We start from the raw sequence: 20801 nt of genomic DNA, 5'->3' as shown, positions 1-20801 counted from the left end.
GGAGACGGCTTGGACAGGGGAGTGCGCCTGGGCGTCGATGTGGGCACGGTACGCATCGGCGTCGCGGCGTCCGACCCGGACGGGCTGATGGCCTTCCCCGTCACGACCGTGCAGCGCGGCGAGGGAGACGTGGCCACGGTGGCGGAGATCGCCGCCGAACGCGCCGCCTCCCGCATCTACGTGGGCCTGCCGCGTAAACTGTCCGGGAAGGATGGCGACAGCGCCGCGATGGCGCATCGTTTCGCCGCGGAGCTGTCGGAACGATGCGACGCGGTTGTTCGTTTGGTCGACGAGCGATTCTCGACCGCATCCGCGCAGCATGCCATGCGGCAGGCAGGGCGGAAGGCCAAGCAGCAGCGACAGGTCATCGACCAGGCTGCAGCCGTGGTCATCCTGGAGAGCGCATTGGACATTGAACGACAGGGGAACCTCGATAGGGTGACCTACGAGCCGGATCCCAAGGGGAATGATGACTGACCTTTTCGAGGCCGAGGTGACGACGACGACGTCGCTCGACATGCGTCGCCTGCAGCGACAGAAGCGTCGTGCGACGCGCCGGCGCTGGACGCTGGTCGCGGCATCGGTCGCCCTGGTGCTGCTGGCCATCGGCGGTTCGATCGCCTACAACTTCGTGCAGTCCTTCGAGGCGCCCGAGTCCGATGTCGCGGCCGACTACGAGGGTGCCGGCCAGGGCCTCATCACGGTGGTCGTCGAACAGGGCGACACCGGCGCCGACATCGCGCAGACGCTCTACGACGCCGGCGTTGTCGCCTCCACGGACGCGTTCATCGCCGAGGCCCGCAGCAACCCCGAGGCCGCCTCCATCACGCCCGGCTACTACTACATGCAGCGCGAGATGAAGGCCGAGTACGCGCTGCAGGCGCTTCTCGATCCCGCGAGCCGCAACGAGCTGTCGCTCACGATCATCGAGGGCCGGACCGTCGACTCCACCCTGCAGGCCATCGCCAACCTCACCAACGCCACGCTCGAGGACGTCGAGGCCGTCGCGGCCAACACGGACGCGCTGGGACTCCCCGAGGAGGCCGACGGCAACCTCGAGGGTTGGCTGTTCCCCTCGACCTACACCTTCAACCCCGACGTGCAGCCGGCCGACATCCTCGCGCAGATGGTCGAGACCACCATCACGGTGCTCGACCGCAACGACGTCCCCGAGGGCGACCGCCAGGAGATCCTCACCATCGCGTCGATCATCGAGCGCGAGGCGAGGCTCCCTGACGACCGCCCCATGGTGTCCGGCGTCATCCAGAACCGCCTCGACATCGACATGAAGCTCGAGATGGACTCGACGGTGAAGTACATCAGCCCGTCCGAAGGCGTGTACACGTCGGACGAGGAGCGCGCCATCGACAGCCCGTACAACACGTACATGTACGCGGGCCTGCCGCCGGGGCCGATCGCCGCGCCCGGCGAGGCGTCGATCAAGGCGGCCGTGTCGCCAGCCGAACACGACTACCTGTTCTTCGTGACTGTCAACACCGACACGGGAGAGACGCTGTACGCGGAGACGTACGACGAGCACCTGGGGAACGTCGCGATCGGTCAGGAGTGGGCGCGCGAGAAGGCGGCGCAGGCCGAGGAGTCCGAAGAGGCCACGGACTGAGCTCCAGCGTGAGCGCTGTCGAAGGAACGGGCTCGCGCCGGGCCGGCGTGCTCGGCCACCCCATCGCCCACTCGCTGTCGCCGTCGCTCCACCGGGCCGCGTACGCGCACCTGGGGCTGGACTGGGACTACCAGGCCTATGACGTGGACGAAGCGGGTCTGCCCGACTTCGTCCGCGAGCTCGATCCCTCGTGGGCCGGGCTCTCGCTCACCATGCCGCTCAAGGTGACAGCGCTGCCGCTGGTGGACTTCGTCGAGCCCATGGCCAAGCTGGTGGGCGCGATCAACACCATCGTGGTCCAGCCCGTCACCGACCACCTCCAGCTCGTGGGCGCCAACACGGACGTCCACGGCGTGGTCGCCGCGCTCGCCGAGGGCGGTGTGACGCGCGCCACACGAGGGGTCGTGCTGGGCGGGGGAGCGACGGCGACCTCGGCCCTCGCGGCGCTCGGGCGCATCGGCGTGACGCGACCCATCGTGGCGGTCCGCAACCGCGGGCGGGCCGGCGGGCTGCTGCGCGCCGCGACCAAGATGGGCATCGAGCCGCGGTTCGTGTCGTTCGACGAGGCGCCCGCGATGATGGCCGATGCGCAGGCGGTCGTCTCGACGGTCCCTGCGCGTGCCGGTGCGGAGGTCGCGTCCGGTTTGGTCGGGTCTGTCACTTCTGAGGCTGCGCTCCTCGACGCCGTGTATGACCCGCTGGTGACGCCTCTGGGCGCCGCATGGCGCGAGGCCGGCGGCACCTTCGTGCCTGGTACTCGCATGCTCCTGCATCAGGCCGCGGAGCAGGTGCGACTCATGACGGGCAGGCCCGTCCCCATCGACGTCCTGGACACCGCGCTGACGTCCCAGTGAAGTGAGTCACACCTATCTGTGAGTTCTCTCAGATGACTGCTAGGTTCCCCGTCAGGCCCATTTGGGCAGGTTTGTTCACGATGGCGTTGAGGGGAAGTTGTGAAGCAGCTGGGTTCGATCCTGCTGGAAGATGGCGTGCTGACGGAAGAGCAGCTCATGGACGCCATCGACGAGCAGACGGAGAGCGGCGCGTCGCTGGGACGCACGCTCGTCGAGCGCGGCCTCATCACTGAGGGCCAGCTGGTTCGCGCGCTCGCCTCCCAGGTGGGCATGGAGTTCGTGGAGCTCGCCGAGTACCCCGTCGACCGCGCAGCGGTGGCGCTCGTCCCGGGTGCGGTGTGCCGCCGGCACAACGCCCTGCCCATCGGCCTGGGCGACGGCGCGATCCGGGTGGCGATGTCCAACCCTGGGAACGTGGTCGCGGTCGACGACTTCCGCACCATCACCGGACTGCAGGTCGTGCCGGTGGTCGCCACCCACGACGACGTGCTGAGCGCGATCGACCGCTACTGCCGCTCCGATGCCGAGCTGGGCCACCTCCAGGAGGAGCTGTCCGAGACCGAGGTGTCGGTGGACGAGGACGCCCTCCAGGGCGCCGTGGGGGAGGACGATGCTCCGATCGTCCGGTTCGTCAACCTGCTCATCTCGCAGGCGATCCAGGACCGCGCATCCGACATCCACATCGAGCCGGGCGAGAAGGAGCTGCGCGTCCGCTACCGCATCGACGGCGTGCTCCACGAGATGCAGCATGCGCCCAAGGCGATCGCGAACGGCGTCACGAGCCGACTCAAGATCATGGCGGACATCGACATCGCCGAGCGTCGCAAGCCGCAGGACGGTCGTCTGTCCGTCAACCACCAGGGCCGCAAGATCGACCTTCGCGTCGCGACGCTGCCCACGGTGTGGGGCGAGAAGGTCGTGATGCGTATCCTCGACAACTCGACCGCGACGCTCGCGCTCGAGGACCTGGGCATTCGCGAGAAGAACTACGAGGCGTACTCCCAGACCTTCACCAAGCCGTACGGGATGATCCTGGTCACGGGGCCCACCGGCTCCGGAAAGTCGACCACGCTGTACGCGACGCTCAACCAGATCACGCGGCCGGAGATCAACGTCATCACCGTCGAGGACCCGGTCGAGTACCGCATCCCCGGCATCAATCAGGTGCAGGTGAACGTCAAGGCCGGCCTCACCTTCGCGGCCGCGCTGAGGTCGATCCTCCGTGCCGACCCCGACGTGGTGCTGCTCGGAGAGATCCGCGACCACGAGACCGCGCAGATCGCCATCGAGGCGGCGCTCACCGGTCACCTCGTGCTGTCGACGCTGCACACCAACGACGCGCCGTCCGCGCTCACGCGACTCATCGAGATGGACATCGAGCCGTTCCTCGTCGGATCGGCGATCGACGCCGTAGTCGCGCAGCGCCTCGCACGCCGCCTGTGCTCCCACTGCGCCGTCGAGCATCAGCTGACGCGTGAGGAGATCCCCGAGAGCATCGAGTGGGACTCGTCCGCCGAGCCTCCCGTCGTGTTCCGGCCCGAGGGCTGCCAGCGATGCTCGAACACCGGCTACCGCGGCCGTGTCGCGCTCCACGAGATCATGGTGGTGAACGAGGACATCGAGCGCCTCGCCGTCGCCCGGGCCTCCTCCGCGGAGATCGCGCGCGCCGCGAAGGACAACGGCATGGAGACCCTCCTCATGGATGGGTGGGCGAAGGTGCTCGAGGGCACCACGTCGGTGGAGGAGCTCTTCCGTGTGGCGAAGTGACCTGAGCGCCGCTGGCGCCACCAGCCTTCAGCGCGAGCGTGCTCGCGCCGATAGGGACTGCAGCAACCAGCCGGCGCGGGAGACCGTCCGCGTCGCAGGGGAGGATTCATGACCAGCTTCATGCCCGAGCCGATGGGCGCGCCGCAGGGCGCGCACCTCCAGAGCACGACCGCGATGTCCGTCGCGCAGGCTCGTGCCGCGCAGCCCGGCGCGGTGGCGCAGCCCGGTGCCGCTCAGCCTGGTCCGGGGGGACCCGCAGGAGGCGCGCCCGCAGCTGGTCAGCCGGTCCGTCAGCCGCTGGCACAGCCAGCTGCCCAGCCGGTTCCGCAGCAGGCAGCACCAGCACAGCAGGCCGCCGCACCGATTCCGCAGGGTCACTTCGCTCCGGCGCAGCCTGCGCAGCACTCTGCTCCCCAGCAGTTCGCACCCCAGTACGGCGCGCCTCAGCAGGCCGCTCCTCTCGCGCCGGGTGCCCGCCCGGCGGCCGCACCGCAGGCCGCCTCGCCGGTCGCAGGCGCGACGCCGGCACAGACCTCTTCGGCAGCTGGCGCCACGGCTGCCGGTGCCGCGGCTCCCGCCGCGCACAAGCGCATCGGCATGAGCCAGGACGCGCACGAGGGCGACCTCGACATCTCGATGGCGCTGCGCGCGATGCTGCAGGCGAAGGCCTCTGACCTCCACGTGACGACGGGCGCGCCGCCCATGATCCGCGTCGACGGTGGACTCCGCCCGATCGAGGGCTTTCCTCGCCTCGAGAAGGAGGGCCTGCAGCGCGCGCTGTACCAGATCCTCACGCAGGCGCAGCGAGAGAAGTTCGAGGAGGAGCTCGAGCTCGACTTCTCGTACGCGCTCGTGGGCGAGGCCCGCTTCCGCGTGAACATGTACAAGCAGCGCGAGTCGGTGGGCGCGGCGTTCCGTCTCATCCCGTACGAGATCAAGCCGCTCGAGGCGCTCGGCGTGCCCGAGGTCGTGGCCAACTTCGCGTCCCTGCCGCGTGGCCTCGTCCTCGTCACCGGTCCCACGGGCTCGGGCAAGTCGACCACCCTGGCGTCGCTTGTCGACCTCGCCAACCGTGCACGCCGCGCACACATCATGACCGTCGAGGACCCCATCGAGTTCCTCCACCGCCACAAGCGCTCGCTCGTCAACCAGCGCGAGGTGGGATCGGACACCAAGTCCTTCCAGCGCGCGCTCAAGCACGTGCTGCGCCAGGACCCCGACATCATCCTCATCGGCGAGATGCGTGACCTCGAGACCATCTCCGTCGCGCTCACCGCGGCCGAGACGGGCCACCTGGTCTTCGCGACGCTGCACACCCAGGACGCCGCGCAGACCATCGACCGCGTGATCGACGTCTTCCCGGCGGAGCAGCAGGGCCAGGTGCGCGTGCAGCTCGCGACCGCGATCCAGGGGGTCGTGTGTCAGACGCTGCTGCCGCGCTCGGACACCAGCGGCCGTGCCGTGGCGGTCGAGGTCATGGTCGCGACGCCGGCCATCAGGAACCTCATCCGCGAGGGCAAGACGCACCAGATCTACACCGCCCTGCAGGCCGGAGCGGCCCTGGGCATGCAGTCCATGGACCAGCACCTCGCGGATCTCGTGAAGTCCTCGGTCGTGGCGTACGAGGACGCCGTGGAGATGTGCCAGTCGTACGAAGAGTTCAACCGGCTGTGCGGTCGGCACGGACGAGAGGGCTAAGCCATGGCAAGCACGTTCAGTTACGTCGCGGTCGACGCGAGCGGCAAGAAGATCAAGGACACGGTCGACGGCACGTCGTCGCAGGCCGTCGCCGCCCAGCTGCGCGCGAAGGGGCTCACGCCGCTGTCCGTCGAGGACGGCATGGCGAAGGGCCTCAACGCCGAGATCAAGATCCCCGGCCTGAGCGACAAGATCAGCCTCAAGGACATCGCGGTCATGTCGCGCCAGCTCGCGACCATGATCAACTCGGGCCTGTCGCTGCTGCGCGCGCTGATCATCCTGGTCGATCAGACCGAGAACAAGGCTCTCGCGTCGATCCTCGGCGAGGTGCGCAACGACGTCGAGGTCGGCCGGTCCCTGTCAACGGCACTTGCCAAGCACCCCAAGGTGTTCCCGCCGCTCATGATCAACATGGTCAAGGCCGGTGAGGTTGGAGGATTCCTCGACGACACGTTGGTCGCGCTCGCTGAGAACTTCGAGGATGAGGTCAAGCTGCGCGCCAAGGTGAAGTCGGCGATGTCCTACCCCATCGTCGTGCTCGTCATCGCGATCATCGCTGCCACCGCCATGCTGCTGTTCATCATCCCGGTGTTCGCTGGCATGTTCGAGTCGATGGGCGCGGAGCTCCCGCTCCCCACGCAGATCATGATCACGCTGTCCGACCTGCTCAAGGTGGGCATCATCCCCATCATCGTGCTGATCGGCATCTTCATGTTCTGGTGGAGCCGGCACAAGAACGATCGCTCTATTCGCGAAAAGCTGGATCCGCTCAAGCTCAAGGCGCCGGTCTTCGGCCCCCTCGCCAAGAAGATCGCTCTCGCGCGCTTCTCGCGCAACCTCGCCGCGATGCTCAAGTCCGGCGTGCCGATCCTGCAGGCTCTCAGCATCGTGGGTGAGGCGAGCGGCAACGTCGTCGTCGAGAAGGCGACGCTGGATCTGCAGGACGCCGTGCGCAAGGGCCACTCGATCACGTCGAACATGGCCGGCAGCGCAGTCTTCCCGCCGATGGTCGCGCAGATGATGGCCGTTGGTGAGGATACCGGTGCGCTCGACACGATGCTCGAGAAGGTCGCCGACTTCTACGACCAGGAGGTCGAAGCGACCACCGAGCAGCTGACGAGCCTCATCGAGCCGCTCATGATCATGTTCGTCGGAATCGTGGTCGGCGGAATGGTCATCACGATGTATTTGCCGATGTTCTCGATCTACGATCAGATTCAGTAGTCGAGATGAGTGGAAATAGTCACACGCCACTAGGTGAGCGCAGGCAGATGCACTAGAACAGTGTCATCGAGAGAAACGGAAATCTCTCGACAAATCGTGCCAGATGGGGTTCGCCCTGGCCAGCTGAGGGATTTCACTGGTCGGCACCTGAATGCCACGCCGTGGTATTTGCAATCGAAAGAGAAAACTGGAGGGGACGAGCATGATCGCTCGCATTCAGCAGTCTATGAAGGAGAAGGACCAGGGCTTCACCCTGATCGAGCTCCTCGTCGTCATCATCATCATCGGCATCCTCGCGGCCATCGCGATCCCGGTGTTCCTCAACCAGCGCGAGCGTGCGATCGACTCGGGCATCGAGTCCGACCTGCGCAACATCGCGACGAACGTCGAGACCTCGTTCGTCGACAACCAGGCCTACCCCGCGAACGCTGACGTCACGCAGGCAGGCGTCGGCGGCGACGTGACCATCGTGGGCATCGACCCGATTCCCGTCTCGCACGACAACACGACGATCGCCTACGCGACCGTTGCCGGCGGATTCACGCTGACGGCCACCAACCCCGACGGCGCCGACGCACAGGCCGGCATCGTTTACGACAGCACCGACGGCGGTCTGGGCTAAGCCAGGCACCTAGTCGGCTCGACTAGCGAACCGACATCGCGACGGTCGGTGGGAGAGGACCCTGGTCCTCTCCCACCGACCCGCAGCGGTTTCACCGCACGGCGTGGCGATCGCCGACAGCAGACCTGCATCGCCAGGCACCACCCCAGTCCTCCGAGGAGCGTTCACCATGGAGCAGCCAGACACTCACCACGTGTCGCGCTCCGACGCGCCCGCGGGTGATGACGGCTTCACTCTCGTCGAGATGGTCGTCGCCCTGTTCCTCCTCGGCATCGTCGCCATGGCGGCCCTAGGACTCTTCGTCAACGGACTCGGCTCCGTGACGGACTTCCAGCGCCAGCAGGCCGCGGCATCCCTCGCGGGAACGGCACTCGACCGCGCGCGTTCCGTCACCGCCACCGCCGGCGACTACACGGGCACGAGCGGCGTCCTGCAAGGACGCACGCAGACCGCCGTGCGGGCCGTGTGGGACGAGGCTACGGCCCTGGAGCCGTCGGACACGGCCGACATGACACTCGAGCCCGTGGGCTTTCCCGCGGCGTGGGATCCCGCGCCGGGACACACCGCAGCCGACCAGTGGGTCCCGGTCCGCACCACACACACCGTCGACAACCAGCAGTACACGGTCGACACGCTCATCGGTGTGTGCTTCCGCCTCAAGACCTCGCCTACCACCGGCCAAGCGTGTACGGCCACTCGCTCGAGCGGTGACGACGCGGAGATGTACCGCGTGCGCGTTGTCGTGCGCTGGGACACGGGCGACGGTCCCGAGTCCTACCGCGTGGCAACTCTCATCGACCCGAGCACCGACGCGATCTGGAACACGGCTCTGCTGCCATACGCGTACGACGACGAGTTCACGGTGTTCGCGGGCGGCACCACTACTTTCCACGCCATCGTCGCTAACGACGCGATCGAGGTGGGCTCCTCAAGCCCCATCGTCAACACCACCAATCCCGACGTGGGCTCCTACACCCTCGGCACGGGCTCGGCCAGCAACGGCATCTACTTCAACCCGCCCGGCAACGTCTCCGGCACGGTGAGCTTCACGTACCACGTGCGTGACGCTGCAGGCCTTATCTCGGCCGTGCCGGCCACGGTGCTCGTGCACATCCTCCCGTCACCGGTCGACGATGACCTCGCGGTCGAGCCGAACACCACGACCGAACTCAACGATCTCCTGCTCGACAACGACACCGGAGTGCCGAACCTCTCGCCTGACCGTGAAACGACGATTGTGCCGTTCCTCGATCCCACGGTCGACTACTTCGAGACGGAGGAGGTCACGCCCGAGATCACCGCGGCGCGCAACGCCGACATCGCGGCGCTCGCCGCGCGGGGCGTCACCATGGACCCTGACGGCACGGTGCGATTCCAAGCCCCCGCCGGCGTGGGCGAGACGACCACCTTCCAGTACTACCTGGTCGATGACAACACGGGTGGTGCTGACAACGCGCGGTACGCGAACACAGCGGAGCCGGCGACGGTCACGATCATCACCGAGGCGGCGGCGCTCATCGTCGAGGACGAGGAATTCGACCTGTCGGCAACTTCCTCGCAGACATGGCACGACCTCGACTGGCGCACGCTCACGGGCAATGAGGACGATGTGCGCATCCGCATCCGCAGCGTCACCGGCGGATCGTCCACTCACGTGCGCATCGACGGCAGCCCGGTTCCCGCAGCCCTGGGCCACGATCTCGAGTTCCGGACCACCAACAACAACGTCGGCATCTACCGGCTCGAGTACGAGCTCGTCTCGCCCGGTGGCACTGTCAGTGACCCTGGCACGCTGACCGTCACGGTTGCACCATTCGCCCCGAACAGGAGCGGCATCTCGGTGCAGCGCTCGTACTGGTGGAGCACCCGCACTGTGGACATCAACCTCGCGTCCCAGGGCATTCCGTCGACGAATGTGCGGGTCGTGGCCCTGGGCGCACCTACCTGTGGCTCCGTCGCGCGCCTCAATGACACGACTGTCCGGTTCACGGCGCCTACGAGCACCGGCAACTGCACGTTCACGTATCGGCTTGAGAGCACCGGCACGCCATCGGTGCGCTCGCACGATCCGGGAACCGTGACGGTGAGGGTGACGTGATGACGAGTCGGCGGATGAGCGTGCTCCGGGGCCGGTGGCGCGACAAGGGCGACGAGGGATTCTCGGTGATCGAGCTCGTGGTGACGATGGGGATCTTCACGACGGTGCTGGTGGTGTTCCTCGCCGCCGTCGTCTCCATGTCCCAGACCACCGCTCGCGCGCAGGCGACCTCCGACTCCGCATCGGACATCCGCACCGTGTTCCAGCGCCTGGACAAGGAGGTGCGCTACGCGAGCGAGATCAACGCCCCCGGCACCGCCGGTGGCGACGTCTATGTGGAGTACCTCGTGCCGGCGACGGTCGCGACCTCGGAGGAGCTGTGCGTTCAGTGGCGCCTGGAGACCGACGCCATGGAACTCCAGCGACGCACATGGCCCCCCGCGGACCCGGATGCCGTCACCGGCTGGGCCACCATGGTGACGAACCTTCGAAACGATCTGACGGACCCGGCGCAGGCGCCGTTCATCCGCCACAGCGCAGGAACCACCGCAGACGGAAAGGTCTACACCAAGCAGCGGCTTGACGTGTACCTCGACGCGGGCATGGGTGAGGCGCGCGAGGGCGGCGGGAGCCAGCTCGACGTCACCTTCGTCGCGCTCAACACGTCGGTCAACTCCGAGACGAACGCCAGCGCAGACCGGGTGTGCCTGGCCGGGGGAGTGCAGAGGCCATGATGAGCATGCTTGACCACCTGAACGCGGCCCGACGGAGGCTGCACGGGAAGGACGAGGGCGTCGCGATGCTGTCCGTCCTCATGCTCGTGCTGATCCTCACGTCGCTCGCGATCATCCTCGTCGGGGTGACGCTCACCCAGACGAGTCCCACACTGTTCCAGGAGAAGAACGTGAGGACGCTCGCCGCGGCGCAGGCCGGACTCGACGCGGCCGCGTTCCAGATCCGCAACGCGTACACCGGCGGCGGCACGGACACAGGCATCGGCGACATCCACAAGCTGCCGTGTTCGGTGTCGGGCAGCGTCGAGGGTGACGGCTCGGGCCCCAACTTCGTTGTGGATGTCGCGTACTACGCGGCCGACCCTGAGGGGCAGACCGACGAATGGCTCGTCGACAACGAGCTCACGTGCTACCCGATCGCCGGGGCTTCCGGGGGTCTCCGCGAGGTGCCGCGGTACGCGATCCTGACCTCGGAGGGCTTCGACCCCGACGCCACGGTCACCGTGGATCAGGCGGACCGCATCGTTCGCGCCGACTACACCTTCCAGCTCACCACTCGCAAGATCGCGGGCGGTCGCATCTTCGACGACGGTGCGCAGTACTGCTGGGTGGCAGAGTCGACGGCGCCTGGCGCCAACGTCCGTTACCGCAGCGCCGCATCTGGCACCTGTGACGAGCCCACGGACTTCAACTCGTGGACCTGGGCAGACGACTACATGATCCACCTGAGCTCGACGGACGAGAACGGAGCCGTTCCCATGTGCCTGTCGGGCCGCCACACCGGTGGCACGCCGGCGCGCATGACGCTCCAGCCCTGCACAGCGGCATCGAACGACCCGCTCGGACAGCGCTTCGCGTGGACCGGTTCACACACGTGGCGAGGGCAGAACTCCGCCAACACGAGCCCGGTGGACTCCTACATCATCAACCAGGACAACCACGTCGACAATGGCGACTACGTGTCGGTGGGCAGCAACACCGGCTGGAAGTCCGTGAGCCCGGACGCGGCGGTGGGCAAGGGCAACGCCTCATACGCGACCGATCAGGTCGTGAACCAGAGCCTCTTCGGGCGCTGCCTCGACGTGACCGATGCGAATCTGTACAGGCCGTACAACATCACGTACCCGTGCAAGCAGGACCCGAGCGGTGGCGACACGTTCGACTGGAACCACAAGTGGTACTACGCGGAGCCGGGGGACGACCAGGACTACGTCAACACCCAGATCACGGTGCGCACGGGCGGCAACACGTACTGCCTCATCACCACAGACTCGACCACGCACGTGGTCGAGACGGGCACGAACGCCAACAAGCACGAGCGGTTCCCCAGGTTCCTGACGCCCTCGAACAACATCAACTGCACGAGCACCACCACCACGTGGAAGCGGTACGGGTACCACGACGACGACGCGCTCGCGTACCACTTCGTGGACTCGAACGGGCGCTGCCTGTCCTCCGATGGGCCGCGCACCACGTCCCACCCGCTGTGGAACACGGTCGTGGTCGAGGCGTGCTCCGACTCCGAGTCGCAGATGTGGAATGTGCCGGCTGATCCCGTCGAGGCGGCGCTCAGCGGCTTCGAGGAGACCACCGGCCGTGAGGCGGCGACACCATGACCGAGCTCGACCTCGAGCAGACGGGTGCCCTCTGGTGGCTCACCGTCGCGCTGGTCGCTGCCCTCGGGCTCGTGGTGGGCTCCTTCCTGAACGTGGTCGCGTGGCGTGTCCCGCGCGGTGAATCGATCTCCCACCCGCGCAGCGCGTGCCCGGCGTGCGGCCACCCGGTTCGTGCGCGAGACAACGTGCCCGTGGTCTCGTGGCTGCTGCTGCGAGGGAAGTGCCGAGACTGCGGGGAGCCGATCTCCGCACGCTATCCGCTCATCGAAGCCGCGACGTCCGTGCTGTTCGTACTCGTGCTGTGGCACTTCGGGCTCGGCATCGAGTTCGTCGCGTTCGCGTACCTCGCCGCCCTCGGTGTCGCGCTCACGAGCATCGATCTGTCCGTGCAACGCCTTCCTGACGTGCTGGTCCTCCCCGCCTACATCGTGCTGCTCGTGCTGTTCGGTGTGGCCTGCGCGCTCTCGGGCGACTGGTGGCCCCTCGCGCGTGCCGTAATCGGCGGGGCCGCACTGTTCTCGTTCTACTTCGTCGCCGCCCTCGTCTACCCCGGTGGAATGGGCTTCGGGGACGTCAAGCTGGCCGGCGTCATCGGCATCGCCCTGGGCTGGCTCGGGTGGGGTCCGCTCGTGGTCGGCGCCTTCTCTGCCTTCCTGCTCGGCGGGCTCGCAGGAATCATCATCATGGCGGTCACGAAGTCGGGGCGGCGCACACGCATCCCCTTCGGCCCATGGATGATCGCGGGTGCCGCGGTGGGCGTGGCGTACGGCGACTCAGTGTGGGACGCGTACACGGGGACGTGGGCGTGATGCAGCTGTCAAGGTCTGAATGGAGGAAGCCGATGAGCACACCAGCATCGGTGTCAACGATGGTCGGCTCTCAGGAGGGGCGGTAGCCATGGCAAAGAAGCAAGCGATCGGGCTCGACATCGGCGCGAAGGCGCTGCGAGCCGCGGAGGTCGTCACGGCCGGGGGCGGACGGTCCGAGCTGGTCCGCTACGCGGAGGTGCCCATCCCCGCCGGCGCCGTCAAGGACGGCGAGGTCGTCGACCAGGCGGAGGTCGCCCAGGCGATCAAGGCGCTCTGGTCGAGAGGAGGATTCTCGTCGAAGGACGTGATCCTCGGCATCGGCAACCAGCGCGTCACCGTGCGCACCATGCAGCTGCCGAAGATGCCGATGTCCGACATCCGCTCGTCCTTGCCGTTCCAGGTCGAGGACTCGCTGCCAATCCCTGTGGACGAGGCAGTGCTCGACTTCTACCCGACCGTGGAGTTCGAGGGTCCGAGCGGCAGCGTGTACGAGGGGCTCGTGGTCGCGGCCGCTCGGGAGACCGTGATGTCGAACGTGAATGCCGCCGAGGCGGCCGGCCTCAAGCCCCTGTCCGTCGACCTCTCGGCGTTCGCGCTGCTGAGGGCGATGGCGCGCGGCGAGCTCGGACACGGCACCGTCGCGCTGGTCGACATCGGCGCACGCATCACCACCATCGTCGTGGCGACCGACGGCGCACCCCGGTTCGTCCGCACGCTGCCCGTGGGCACGCAGGGTCTCGCTGACATCCTCGCTCGCGCCAAGACCGTCTCGCAGGCTGAGGCCGAGCACCAGGTGATCACCCGCGGTCTCCAGGCCTCGAGCGCACCCGAGAACCAGATCTCGGCGGATCAGTACAACGATGCGGCTCGCAATCTGGTCGAGGGCATCCGCAACTCCATCGGCTTCTACCAGTCGAACAATCGGCAGGCGCCCGTCGCCTACGTGGTGCTGACCGGAGGCGGTTCCACCGTTCCCGGGCTCGGTCAGGCGATCGCATCGGAGACGCGCACGCAGACGCTGCTCGGCAACCCGCTCGAGGGTGTGGCCATCAGTAAGCGCATTCAAGGCCTCGAAGGCATCAAGGGCCGCGAGGCCACCATGGCGATGTCCATGGGTCTGGGAATGGGGGTGGCGGCATGACAACCGTCGCGCACAGCAACATTCAGGCTCCGGGCGCGACGCCCGCTCAGCCGATGAGTCCGGCGAAGGGGGGCAAGTTCGGGGTGCCGGCGCTCCCTCAGGTCAGCCTGCTGCCGCCCGAGGTCGGCCAGCGCCGCGAGGTCGCCGCAGCTCAGCGGCGCATGGTCTGGGGAATCATTGCGACCCTCGTGCTCATCGTGGTCGCGTTCGGTGGCGCCTTCCTGGTCCGTGCCGAAGCGGAGATCAGGCACCTCGAATCGCTCGCGACCGCGGATCAGCTGCTGGCCGAGCGCCGCGAGTACGCGCCCGTCGTGCAGGTGATCAACGACATCGATGAGACCACCGAGGCGAGGGCCTACGTCCTCGAGACCGAGGTCAACTGGCAGAGCTACGTGTACGCGATCGCGGCGGTCCTTCCGGACGACGTCACGATGGACACGGTGGAGGTCGAGGTGAGCGGGGCAGGAGAGGACCCGGTCGACGGTGCGGATGTGCTGACCCGCGACGGCGTCGCGGTCATGACCTTCGAGTCGACGTCCCCCACCCTTCCGGTTGCCTCGGAGTGGATCGATGCGATCGAGTCGGTGCCCGGTCTCGAGGACGCGAACATCCAGAGCGCGGAGCTCCAGGACGAGACGGGCGAGACGGCCTACACCGTGACGGCGACGATCCAGGTCACGGACGATGCCCTCGCACACCGCACGTTCGCCGATCAGGCCGCTGACGTGACGGACGCAGCCGAAGGCGAGACCGCTGACACTGAGGACGGTGAGTGACATGAAGCAACCCGTTGGCACCGCCAAGACCTGGACCGTGGCGACCGTTCTCGTCGCCGTCGTGCTGCTGATCGCGGCATGGTTCCTGCTGATCTCGCCGGTCCTCGCCGCGGCCGCTGAGACGCGCGAGGAGACAGCGGCGCAGGAGCAGCAGAATGACGTGACGCGCGTGCAGGTCGCAGATCTGCGAGCCGAGTTCGCCCGCATGCCCGAGTACGAGGCACAGCTCGCGGCGCTGCAGGAGCAGATCACGACGACGCAGCGCTACGCGGATCTTCAGCTGCTGATCGCGCAGGTGAGCGAGGAGCACGACGTGGTCGTGACGAACCTCGAGTTCGAGACGGCCGAGCCCGTCGAGATGCCGGTCCCCGAGGCGCCTGCCACGCCGGCTCCCGCCGAAGGAGCCACGGACGAGCAGCCCGCAGCCGAGCCGACTCCCGCAGCCGCCGCGCCGGCCGAGCCTGCAGGGCCGAGTCTCTTCGCGATCAACGTCACGATGGAACTCGCGGGTCGCTACAGCGACGTGCTCTCGGTGGTCGATGCCCTCCAGACTGGAGAGCAGCGCATCCTGCTCGTGACGGGGGTGGACCTCGCGACGAGTGACGACACCGAGATCACGACCGATGACCCGACTGTGGCGGTGCTCGAAGGACAGGTCTTCGTACTGTCGGACATCGCCGCCCTGGAAGCGGCTGATGACCCGGGCGCGGAGCCCGGCGCCGAGCCCTCTCCTGAGCCCTCAGTGGAGCCCTCACCGCTGCCACGGTCCGAGGAGAACCCCCTGACGCCCAAGGACGACTGAGCCAGCGCATCGGCGCCCCCGCGACACCCGTCGCGGGGGCGCTCGTGCGTGTCACCGCAGGAAGGGCCGGTCTGGAACAATGTCACCCATGCTCAGATGGCTCACCGCAGGAGAATCGCACGGCCCGGCGCTCGTCGGCACCCTTGAAGGCCTGCCCGCAGGGGTCGAGGTCACGAGCGGGGAGATCCAGGCCGCGCTGGCGCGCCGCCGGCTCGGCTATGGCCGCGGCGCTCGAATGAGCTTCGAGCAGGACCAGGTGACGGTGCTCGGCGGCGTCCGGCATGGCGTCAGCCAGGGTGGGCCCGTCGCCATCCAGGTGGGCAACACCGAGTGGCCCAAATGGGAGACCGTGATGAGCGCGGATCCCGTGGACCCGTCCGAGCTCACCGGCGCCCGCGCAGCCGCCCTCACGCGGCCGCGCCCCGGTCACGCCGACCTCGTGGGCATGACCAAGTACGGATTCGACGATGCGCGTCCCGTGCTCGAGCGCGCATCGGCTCGGGAAACGGCCGCCCGCGTCGCGCTGGGGACGGTCGCCGAGGCCTTCCTCGAGCAGGCCGCGGGCGTGCGCCTGGTCTCGCACACCGTTCAGGTGGGCCCCATCCGGGTGCCAGACGACGCGCCGCTGCCGCCCGCCGACGCGACCCCGGCCCTCGACGAGGACCCCATCCGCTGCTACCACCAGGAGACCTCGGCGGCGATGATCGCCGAGATCGACCAGTGCCAGAAGGACGGCGACACCCTGGGCGGCGTGGTCGAGGTCGTCGCCTACGGCCTCCCGGTGGGTCTTGGCAGCCACGTCCACGGCGACCGCCGCCTGGACGCACGCCTCGCGGCCGCGCTCATGGGCATCCAGGCCATCAAGGGCGTCGAGCTGGGCGACGGCTTCCGCACGGCGGGCAGGCGCGGCTCGCAGGCGCACGACGAGATCGAGTACGTCGACGGCGGCGTCACGCGCCGCACCAACCGTGCGGGCGGCGTCGAGGGCGGCATGACCAACGGCGAGCCCCTGCGCGTCTCCGCCGCGATGAAGCCCATCAGCACCGTCCCGCGCGCGCTCGACACCATCGACACCTCGACTGGTGAGGCAGCGAAGGCCATCCACCAGCGGTCGGACGTGTGCGCCGTCGCTCCGGCAGCGGTGGTCGCCCAGGCCATGGTCGCGTTGACGCTCGCCGATGCGCTGCTCGAGAAGTTCGGCGGCGACTCGGTGGCCGAGGTCAAGCGCAACATCGCGTCCTACGAGGCCGCGATCCCGGACCACCTGCGCTGATGCCCGGCCCGCGCATCGTCCTCATCGGCCCGCCTGGATCGGGCAAGTCCTCGGTCGGGCGGCGGCTCGCCGAGTCCTGGAGGACCGCGTGGCGCGACACCGACGAGGACGTCGCCGCGAGCGCGGGCAAGTCGATCCCTGACGTCTTCATCGACGATGGCGAGTCCGCCTTCCGTGCGCTCGAGCGGGCCGCGGTCGCGACCGCGCTGGCCGAGCACGACGGTGTCCTGTCGCTCGGCGGCGGCTCGATCCTGGACGAAGGCACGCAGCGTGCCCTGCGGAGCTACAGCGACGGCGGCGGGTGCGTGGCCTTCCTGGACGTCTCGCTCGCCGCGGCCGCACCGCGAGTGGGCTTCAACCGCTCGCGACCGCTGCTGGTGGGCAATCCCCGCCAGCAGTGGCAGGCGCTCATGGACGCTCGGCGCCCCATCTACGAGGCCCTCGCGACGGTGACGGTCAAGACCGACGACCTCACGCCCGAGCAGGTGGCCGAGGCTCTCGAGGAGCTGGAGGCGCGACGATGACGAAGCAGGTCGAGGTGCGGACCGCCGCGCCGTACACCGTGACCATCGGCTCAGGGCTGCTGCCCGCCGCGGTGGACGCCCTCCCCGAGGCAGCGGTGCGCGTGCTGGTGATCCACTCGGCGCCGATGCGCGAGCAGGCCGACCGCCTGCGCTCGCTCATCGAGGCTTCCGGCCGCACGCCGGTTCTGGCTGAGGTGCCCGATGCGGAGGCCGGCAAGACGGCCGAGGTCGCCTCGTTCTGCTGGCAGGTGCTCGGCAAGTCCGAGTTCACGCGCACCGACGTGTTGATCGGCCTGGGCGGGGGAGCGGTCACCGATCTGGCGGGCTTCGTGGCCGCGTCGTGGCTGCGCGGGGTGGGCGTGATCCACCTCCCGACCACCGTGCTCGCGATGGTGGACGCCGCCGTGGGCGGCAAGACCGGCATCAACACCGGCGAGGGCAAAAACCTCGTGGGCGCGTTCCACGAGCCTCTCGCCGTGTGGTGCGACCTCGACTTCCTCAGCACCCTGCCCGCCAACGACCGCGTCGCGGGCCTCGCCGAGGTCGTGAAGGGCGGCTTCATCCGGGACCAGCGGATCCTCGAGCTGGTAGGGGAGCACGCATCGGCCCTCCGTGCTGAGACGTTGACCGAGGACGCCTTGGCCGTGCTCTCCGAGCTCATCGCCCGCAAGGTGCAGGTCAAGGCCGATGTCGTCGGGGAGGACCTCAAGGAGTCGCACCTGCGGGAGATCCTGAACTACGGCCACACGTTTGGGCATGCCATCGAGTACACGGAGCGCTATCAGTGGCGCCACGGCGCCGCGGTGTCCGTGGGCATGGTGTTCGCCGCCGAGCTCGCGCACCTCGCGGGACGGCTGGACGAGTCGGGCGTGGCGCTGCACCGAGAGCTGCTGACCTCGCTGGGCCTGCCGACGACCTACCGCAGCGACAAATGGGACGCGCTCCACACCGCGATGCGCCGCGACAAGAAGACCCGCGGCGCGCTGCTGCGCTTCGTGGTGCTCCAGGGCATCGGCAACCCCGTCAGGCTCGAGGGGCCAGACCCCGCCCTGCTCACGGGCGCCTACGACGCGGTGTCGAAGGCTCCCGAGCCGGGCGGCGCCGTCGCGCTAGGCTGACGGCCATGTCAACGGTCCTCGTCGCCAACGGTCCCAACCTGTCGCGCCTGGGCACCCGCGAGCCCGAGAAGTACGGTTCGACGTCGTACGATGAGCTCGCTGCGCACGCCATGCAGTGGGGGAGCGACCTGGGCCTCGAGGTCGTCATGCGCCAGAGCGACGATGAGGCCGAGCTGGTCGCCTGGATGCACGAGGCGGTCGACAACGGCTGGGACGTCGTGCTGAACCCCGCGGCCTTCACGCACTACTCCTACGCGCTGCGCGACGCCTGCGCGCTCGTCACCTCCGCTGGCCGCCGACTCATCGAGGTGCACCTCACCAACCCGCACGCGCGCGAGGAGTTCCGCCACACGTCCGTCATCTCGGGCGTCGCGACCGGCACCATCGCCGGGCTGGGCATCGACTCCTACCGCCTGGGCCTCGAGGCCATCGCCGCCACGGCGAGCTGAGAGCGACAGGCGGCCCGCGCATCGGCGCTACTGAGCGGACGGGCACCGTCCGCTAGAATTGTCGACGGCCTCCGCGCGGCGCGCGGACTGACGCTGACTCTCTGACTGACAAGGACTTCACCCGTGGCGACCTCGAACGACATCAAGAACGGCTCCGTACTCAACCTCGACGGCAACCTCTGGTCCGTCATCGAGTTCCAGCACGTCAAGCCCGGCAAGGGCGGCGCGTTCGTCCGCACCAAGCTCAAGAACGTGCTGTCGGGCAAGGTCGTCGACAAGACCTTCAATGCCGGCACCAAGGTGGACTTCGAGACCGTCGACCGCCGCTCGATGCAGTACCTCTACAACGACGGCGCCGGATTCGTCTTCATGGACCCCGACACCTTCGACCAGATCTCCGTGAGCCCCGAGATCATGGGCAACGCCACGGACTACCTCCTCGAGAACGAGAGCGCCACCATCGGCTCTCACAACGGCAACCCGATCTTCCTCGAGCTGCCCGCCTCCGTGGTCCTCGAGGTCACCTACACCGAGCCCGGCCTGCAGGGCGACCGCTCCTCGGGTGGCACCAAGCCCGCCACGCTCGAGACCGGCAAGGAGATCCAGGTGCCGTTGTTCCTCGAGCAGGGCACCAAGGTCAAGGTCAACACCGAGTCCGGCGACTACCTGGGCCGCGTCAACGACTAGTGGGCGCACGCACCAAGGCCCGCAAGCGCGCTCTCGACGTCCTCTTCGAGGCCGAGCAGCGCGGGGAGAACGCGTCTGCTGTGCTGGAGCGTCGGCTGGTCGACTCGGGGCGCGAGACGCCGCTGCCTGACTACTCCGCGGACGTTGTGCGCGGAGTCGTGTCGCGGTGGGGTGAGCTGGATGCGCTGATCGCGGACGCCTCGCCTGATTGGCCCCTGAAGCGCATGCCCGCGGTCGACCGGAACCTCCTGCGCATCGGCGCCTGGGAGCTGCTCTTCAACGCCGATGTGTCGGTCGCCGTCGCCATCGACGAGGCCGTCGAGCTCGCGCGCGACCTGTCCACCGACGACTCGCCGCGGTTCGTCAACGGCGTGCTCGGGCGGATCGCGCGGGAGGCGCCGGCGCTGGGCGGCGAACCTGCCTTCTCGGCCGACGAGGCCGCCGCGCTCGAGGCGGAGGACGCCCGGGAGGACTGATGTCGTCGACGCCCGAGCAGAACCACGCGGGTGCGGGTGACGACCGCGGGGGTGAGCAGCGCGACGAGCGCGCGGTCGCGGCAGGCGAGAGCGACGCAGTGTTCTCCGAACCGCACGGGGACCTCAGCCTGCGGCTGGGAAGGCTGCAGGTCGACGTGTGGAGCCGCTGGGAGGCGGCCGGGATCCTCAACGACATCGGGATCGGACTGTGGTTCGTCGCGGGTTCGATCCTGAACTTCTTCACGGACCTGGAGACCTTGGGACTGGTGCTGTACCTGGTGGGATCCGTGCAACTGCTGATCCGGCCATTCCTCAAGCTCGCCCACCGTGTCACCATGCGCCGTCTGCGCACACGCTCGCGCCCGCGCATGTATCGACCCGACATCGACGCGGACTCCTAGCCCTTGTGGGTGGCTCGCGGGCGCGGGGCGCGCGCCGCCGATGCGACTGCTGTGGTGAGTACGCGCGTGCCGTTCTGGGTGACGGCCGATGCGCCGGCTGGGATGGGTGCGCGCGTGGCGGGGTTCGTGCCGGAGTGGTTGGCGCGTGAGTAGTCGTTCGCGGCCGCGCGA

At 68.3% G+C, this 20801-nt stretch carries 21 protein-coding genes; all 21 read left to right on the top strand.

What is annotated here, in order from left to right:
- Positions 1 to 21 precede the first annotated feature (21 nt).
- Entirely contained in the window at positions 22 to 477 is a 456-nt protein-coding gene (gene ruvX, locus B7K22_RS00115) for a Holliday junction resolvase RuvX (RefSeq protein WP_234983239.1), read from the top strand.
- Entirely contained in the window at positions 470 to 1621 is a 1152-nt protein-coding gene (mltG, locus tag B7K22_RS00110; RefSeq protein WP_159448697.1) for an endolytic transglycosylase MltG, read from the top strand. Before ruvX ends, mltG begins: the two co-directional genes overlap by 8 nt.
- An 8-nt stretch (positions 1622 to 1629) precedes the next feature.
- Positions 1630 to 2475, top strand: a complete 846-nt coding sequence (locus B7K22_RS00105; protein ID WP_144276170.1) for a shikimate dehydrogenase — start codon at positions 1630 to 1632, stop codon at positions 2473 to 2475.
- 99 nt (positions 2476 to 2574) lie between these two features.
- A complete protein-coding gene (locus B7K22_RS00100) occupies positions 2575 to 4242 on the top strand; it encodes a GspE/PulE family protein (RefSeq protein WP_084037793.1) in 1668 nt (555 codons plus the stop codon).
- A 108-nt stretch (positions 4243 to 4350) separates the two neighbouring features.
- Positions 4351 to 5940, top strand: coding sequence for a type IV pilus twitching motility protein PilT (locus tag B7K22_RS00095; RefSeq protein WP_304441535.1), 1590 nt, complete (start codon positions 4351 to 4353; stop codon positions 5938 to 5940).
- Between the two features lie 3 nt (positions 5941 to 5943).
- Positions 5944 to 7164, top strand: a complete 1221-nt coding sequence (locus B7K22_RS00090) for a type II secretion system F family protein (protein ID WP_084037792.1) — start codon at positions 5944 to 5946, stop codon at positions 7162 to 7164.
- A 202-nt stretch (positions 7165 to 7366) separates the two neighbouring features.
- The gene (locus tag B7K22_RS12430; protein ID WP_084037791.1) at positions 7367 to 7786 is read left to right on the top strand and encodes a prepilin-type N-terminal cleavage/methylation domain-containing protein; all 420 of its coding nucleotides are present in this window, start codon (positions 7367 to 7369) and stop codon (positions 7784 to 7786) included.
- A gap of 169 nt (positions 7787 to 7955) precedes the next feature.
- Complete coding sequence (locus tag B7K22_RS00080; protein ID WP_084037790.1) at positions 7956 to 9884, top strand: Ig-like domain-containing protein; 1929 nt, start codon at positions 7956 to 7958, stop codon at positions 9882 to 9884.
- Positions 9885 to 9898: 14 nt separating this feature from the next.
- Positions 9899 to 10558: a hypothetical protein gene (locus B7K22_RS00075; RefSeq protein WP_084037789.1), complete on the top strand. Its 660-nt coding sequence runs from the start codon at positions 9899 to 9901 to the stop codon at positions 10556 to 10558.
- Between the two features lie 5 nt (positions 10559 to 10563).
- Positions 10564 to 12174 (top strand): hypothetical protein, encoded by a 1611-nt coding sequence (locus tag B7K22_RS00070; protein WP_234983238.1) that lies wholly within the window; start codon positions 10564 to 10566, stop codon positions 12172 to 12174.
- Positions 12171 to 12983 (top strand): A24 family peptidase, encoded by an 813-nt coding sequence (locus tag B7K22_RS00065; RefSeq protein WP_084037787.1) that lies wholly within the window; start codon positions 12171 to 12173, stop codon positions 12981 to 12983. The genes B7K22_RS00070 and B7K22_RS00065 overlap by 4 nt, the downstream gene beginning before the upstream one ends.
- A gap of 88 nt (positions 12984 to 13071) precedes the next feature.
- On the top strand, positions 13072 to 14124 hold the full coding sequence (gene pilM / locus B7K22_RS00060) for a type IV pilus assembly protein PilM (RefSeq protein ID WP_084037786.1): 1053 nt from the start codon (positions 13072 to 13074) through the stop codon (positions 14122 to 14124).
- Positions 14121 to 14900 carry a PilN domain-containing protein gene (locus B7K22_RS00055; protein WP_084037785.1) on the top strand — a complete coding sequence of 260 codons (780 nt, stop codon included), beginning with the start codon at positions 14121 to 14123 and terminating at the stop codon, positions 14898 to 14900. Before pilM ends, B7K22_RS00055 begins: the two co-directional genes overlap by 4 nt.
- Before the next feature lies 1 nt (position 14901).
- Positions 14902 to 15702: a type II secretion system protein M gene (locus B7K22_RS00050; RefSeq protein WP_084037784.1), complete on the top strand. Its 801-nt coding sequence runs from the start codon at positions 14902 to 14904 to the stop codon at positions 15700 to 15702.
- 88 nt (positions 15703 to 15790) lie between these two features.
- Entirely contained in the window at positions 15791 to 16975 is a 1185-nt protein-coding gene (aroC, locus tag B7K22_RS00045; protein WP_084037783.1) for a chorismate synthase, read from the top strand.
- Positions 16975 to 17499 carry a shikimate kinase gene (locus B7K22_RS00040; protein ID WP_084037782.1) on the top strand — a complete coding sequence of 175 codons (525 nt, stop codon included), beginning with the start codon at positions 16975 to 16977 and terminating at the stop codon, positions 17497 to 17499. Before aroC ends, B7K22_RS00040 begins: the two co-directional genes overlap by 1 nt.
- Positions 17496 to 18617, top strand: coding sequence for a 3-dehydroquinate synthase (aroB, locus tag B7K22_RS00035; RefSeq protein ID WP_084037781.1), 1122 nt, complete (start codon positions 17496 to 17498; stop codon positions 18615 to 18617). The genes B7K22_RS00040 and aroB overlap by 4 nt, the downstream gene beginning before the upstream one ends.
- Before the next feature lie 5 nt (positions 18618 to 18622).
- Positions 18623 to 19066 carry a type II 3-dehydroquinate dehydratase gene (locus B7K22_RS00030; RefSeq protein ID WP_200807336.1) on the top strand — a complete coding sequence of 148 codons (444 nt, stop codon included), beginning with the start codon at positions 18623 to 18625 and terminating at the stop codon, positions 19064 to 19066.
- 123 nt (positions 19067 to 19189) lie between these two features.
- Positions 19190 to 19753 carry an elongation factor P gene (gene efp / locus B7K22_RS00025; RefSeq protein WP_084037780.1) on the top strand — a complete coding sequence of 188 codons (564 nt, stop codon included), beginning with the start codon at positions 19190 to 19192 and terminating at the stop codon, positions 19751 to 19753.
- Entirely contained in the window at positions 19753 to 20229 is a 477-nt protein-coding gene (gene nusB, locus B7K22_RS00020; protein WP_084037779.1) for a transcription antitermination factor NusB, read from the top strand. The genes efp and nusB overlap by 1 nt, the downstream gene beginning before the upstream one ends.
- Positions 20229 to 20630, top strand: a complete 402-nt coding sequence (locus B7K22_RS00015) for a YrhK family protein (RefSeq protein WP_084037778.1) — start codon at positions 20229 to 20231, stop codon at positions 20628 to 20630. Before nusB ends, B7K22_RS00015 begins: the two co-directional genes overlap by 1 nt.
- Positions 20631 to 20801: the final 171 nt, after the last annotated feature.

This window comes from Demequina sp. NBRC 110053 (genome assembly GCF_002090095.1).
GTDB lineage: Bacteria > Actinomycetota > Actinomycetes > Actinomycetales > Demequinaceae > Demequina.
This window is presented reverse-complemented; position numbering and strand designations above follow the sequence as displayed.

Coding starts and splice junctions, on each gene's coding strand:
- B7K22_RS00095 (WP_304441535.1), top strand. CDS start 4,351: ATGACCAGCTTCATGCCCGAGCCGATGGGCGCGCCGCAGGGCGCGCAC.
- B7K22_RS00065 (WP_084037787.1), top strand. CDS start 12,171: ATGACCGAGCTCGACCTCGAGCAGACGGGTGCCCTCTGGTGGCTCACC.
- B7K22_RS00040 (WP_084037782.1), top strand. CDS start 16,975: ATGCCCGGCCCGCGCATCGTCCTCATCGGCCCGCCTGGATCGGGCAAG.
- B7K22_RS00075 (WP_084037789.1), top strand. CDS start 9,899: ATGAGCGTGCTCCGGGGCCGGTGGCGCGACAAGGGCGACGAGGGATTC.
- B7K22_RS00080 (WP_084037790.1), top strand. CDS start 7,956: ATGGAGCAGCCAGACACTCACCACGTGTCGCGCTCCGACGCGCCCGCG.
- B7K22_RS12430 (WP_084037791.1), top strand. CDS start 7,367: ATGATCGCTCGCATTCAGCAGTCTATGAAGGAGAAGGACCAGGGCTTC.
- B7K22_RS00070 (WP_234983238.1), top strand. CDS start 10,564: ATGCTTGACCACCTGAACGCGGCCCGACGGAGGCTGCACGGGAAGGAC.
- aroC (WP_084037783.1), top strand. CDS start 15,791: ATGCTCAGATGGCTCACCGCAGGAGAATCGCACGGCCCGGCGCTCGTC.
- B7K22_RS00090 (WP_084037792.1), top strand. CDS start 5,944: ATGGCAAGCACGTTCAGTTACGTCGCGGTCGACGCGAGCGGCAAGAAG.
- B7K22_RS00015 (WP_084037778.1), top strand. CDS start 20,229: ATGTCGTCGACGCCCGAGCAGAACCACGCGGGTGCGGGTGACGACCGC.
- mltG (WP_159448697.1), top strand. CDS start 470: ATGACTGACCTTTTCGAGGCCGAGGTGACGACGACGACGTCGCTCGAC.
- B7K22_RS00050 (WP_084037784.1), top strand. CDS start 14,902: ATGAAGCAACCCGTTGGCACCGCCAAGACCTGGACCGTGGCGACCGTT.
- B7K22_RS00055 (WP_084037785.1), top strand. CDS start 14,121: ATGACAACCGTCGCGCACAGCAACATTCAGGCTCCGGGCGCGACGCCC.
- B7K22_RS00030 (WP_200807336.1), top strand. CDS start 18,623: ATGTCAACGGTCCTCGTCGCCAACGGTCCCAACCTGTCGCGCCTGGGC.
- aroB (WP_084037781.1), top strand. CDS start 17,496: ATGACGAAGCAGGTCGAGGTGCGGACCGCCGCGCCGTACACCGTGACC.
- pilM (WP_084037786.1), top strand. CDS start 13,072: ATGGCAAAGAAGCAAGCGATCGGGCTCGACATCGGCGCGAAGGCGCTG.